At 61.5% G+C, this 2,851-nt stretch carries 3 protein-coding genes; all 3 read left to right on the top strand.

Annotation, left to right across the window (positions count from 1 at the left end; genetic code table 11):
• Positions 1-814: ABC transporter ATP-binding protein (locus ACQY7U_RS13570; protein ID WP_428645263.1), on the top strand; the 814-nt coding region annotated here is incomplete at its 5' end.
• A 23-nt stretch (positions 815-837) separates the two neighbouring features.
• Positions 838-2,661, top strand: coding sequence for an allophanate hydrolase (gene atzF, locus ACQY7U_RS13565; protein WP_428645261.1), 1,824 nt, complete (start codon positions 838-840; stop codon positions 2,659-2,661).
• Between the two features lie 14 nt (positions 2,662-2,675).
• Positions 2,676-2,851, top strand: a 176-nt coding sequence (locus ACQY7U_RS13560; RefSeq protein ID WP_428645265.1) for a 2-oxoglutarate and iron-dependent oxygenase domain-containing protein, incomplete at its 3' end; no start/stop codon positions are given.

Below are 2,851 nucleotides of genomic sequence, written 5' to 3'. Positions count from 1 at the left end.
GAAGGTTGAGGAACCCTTGCTGGAGGTCCGCGAGCTGACCAAGACCTATCAAGGCAAGTCCGGGCCGGTTCATGCGGTAAAGGGAATTTCCTTCGACGTCAGAAAGGGCGAGAGTGTCGGCCTTGTTGGCGAATCCGGCTGCGGCAAGTCCACGACGTCCTCGATGCTGGTTCGCCTGATTGACCCGACCAGCGGCGAAATCCTTTTCAACGGCCGGGATCTCGCCAGGTCGTCCGCCAGGGATTTTGCCCGCGACCCGGACAGGGCCCGGATCCAGATGGTCTTCCAGGACGCGACCGACAGCTTCAATCCAAGGCATACCGCACGCCAGTCCATCGTGGAACCGTTGGCACGTCTGACGAACATGCCGACACGGGAGCGGGCCGCGCGGGTAGAGGAGCTGGCCGATCTCGTCGGACTGCCGCGCCCCTTGCTGGACAGGTTCCCCCACCAGCTTTCGGGTGGCCAGAAAGCGCGTGTCGGCATTGCCCGCGCCATCGCGGTCGATCCGCAATTTCTCATCCTCGACGAACCGACGGCTGCGCTCGATGTCTCCATCCAGGCGATCGTTCTCAACCTGCTGGTCGATTTGCGCACCAAACTCGGCATCAGCTATCTCTTCGTCAGCCATGACCTGCATGTGGTCCGGCTGCTCTGCGATCGTGTCATCGTCATGCGGGACGGCGAAATCGTGGAACAGGGAACTGCTGTCGAGGTCATGGAAACCCCTTCTCACCCCTATACCAGCGAACTGCTTGCAGCAGCGCCGAAGCCGCCGGTCACTGTCACGGTGGAACGCTCGGCCGCCGAATGAAAGACAAGATATTGAGGTCCAGGATGTTCGAACTTCCCTTCACGCTTTCCTCTCTCCAGGGGGCCTACAAGACCGGGACAACCCCTGCCGACATTGTCGAGGAAGTGTACCGGCGCATCGACAGTATCGGCGATCCGGGGATCTTCATCTGCCTCTTCGACAAGGCGGAAGTACTGGAGGCGGCAAAAGCGCTTGGGGCGTACGATCCGGCCAAGCCCCTGTGGGGCATTCCCTTCGTCATCAAGGACAATATCGATGTTGCCGGCAAGCCGACGACAGCGGCCTGTCCCGCCTATGAATATGTTGCCGATGAGGACGCGTTTGTCGTCGCAAGGCTGAAGGCGGCCGGTGCAATGCCGATCGGCAAGACGAACCTCGACCAGTTCGCGACCGGCCTGGTCGGCGTCCGCTCGCCCTACCAGCCGCCGAAGAATTCCGTGGACCCCGAAATCGTCCCGGGCGGGTCTTCATCCGGGTCTGCCGTTGCAGTCGGGCATGGAATAGTCAGTTTTTCTCTTGGGACGGATACTGCGGGTTCCGGCCGCGTGCCGGGCGCTTTGAACAACATTGTCGGCTTGAAGCCCACACTCGGTGCCCTGTCAGCCACCGGTGTCGTCCCGGCCTGCCGGACGCTGGACACGATTTCCATCTTTGCGCTGACCGTGGAAGATGCCTACACCGCCTATCAGGCAGCTGCCGGTTACGACGAGGCTGATGCCTATTCCAGAGCGATCGCGACGCCGGCTTTACAGCCAGTTCCGGAAAAACTCCGTATCGGGATCCCGGATGCAGGGTCCATCGAGTTCTGCGGCGATGCCGTCCAGGAAAAGTCCTTTGCCGATACCGTTGCGCTTCTGAAGTCTGCGGGTGCCGAGATCGTCGAAATTGATTTCACGCCGTTTTATGACGTCGCCCACATGCTTTACGAAGGCGCCTGGGTCGCCGAGCGCCATACGGTGATCGAAGACCTGATGCGGGACAACCCGGAGGCGGTGCATCCCGTGACCCGTAAGGTCGTCGGAGCGGCGCTGAACCTGACCGCAACGGATGCTTTCCGCGGTTTTTATCGCCTGAAGGATCTTTCCCGGAAAACCGAGCCGGTCCTTGCGGGGCTCGATCTCCTGTGCGTGCCGACCATGCCGACCTTCTACAGTGTCCTGGATCTGGAAGCCGATCCGATCGGCCCGAATTCGCGGAATGGCACTTACACGAATTTCGTGAACCTTCTCGACATGTGCGGTCTTGCGGTGCCGGTCGCACCGAGATCGGATGGACGGCCCGGCAGCGTGACACTGCTGGCGGCGGCCGGGAAAGATGGTTTCCTCGCAGCGCTCGGCTGCAAGCTGGAACAGCTGGCGCCACATACATTGGGCGCGACGGGGTGGAACTTGCCGTTACCATCCGAAGTCATTCCGCAGGCGTGGGAAAACGAATTGGCCCTTGCCGTCTGTGGTGCGCACATGTCCGGCATGGCTCTCAATCACGAACTTACATCGCGCGGCGGCCGCTTTCTGGAGGCGGCCGAGACCAGTGATGCTTATTCGCTTTACGCCCTTGCCGGAGGCCCGCCGAAGCGTCCGGGTCTCGTTCGCGGAGAGGCTGCTTCTGGCGGTCAAATCGAACTCGAGATCTGGGCTTTGCCGGTGGATCAGGTCGGCAGCTTTCTGGTCGGCATACCGGCACCGCTCGGTCTCGGCACGCTTGTCCTCGCCGACGGGCGCAGCGTGACGGGTTTCATGTGTGAAGCTGCCGGCATCAAGGGAGCTGAAGACATCACCTCGCTCGGAAGCTGGCGGAAATTCGTCGCAGGACAGGCCGCTAACCGTCCAGTCGCGGCGGCCGAGTGACGGGGCCAGGAACCATGTCAGGTCACGATCTCCCGGTAATCGATCTCGAGCCGCTCATCTCGAACGCGCCCGGCGGTCTTAAAAAGGTCGCCGCAGAAATCGGCCGCACGGCGCGCGAAATCGGGTTCTTCTATGTCAGGAACCATGGTGTCGACAGCGGATTGATGGAAGCCAGCTTTGCCGCTGCACA

It is taken from the genome of Roseibium sp., from assembly GCF_050301095.1.
In the GTDB taxonomy this organism is placed as follows: domain Bacteria; phylum Pseudomonadota; class Alphaproteobacteria; order Rhizobiales; family Stappiaceae; genus Roseibium.
This window is presented reverse-complemented; position numbering and strand designations above follow the sequence as displayed.

What these genes read in the sequence shown, in the direction of transcription:
- atzF (WP_428645261.1), top strand. Translation starts at nt 838, where the DNA reads ATGTTCGAACTTCCCTTCACGCTTTCCTCTCTCCAGGGGGCCTACAAG.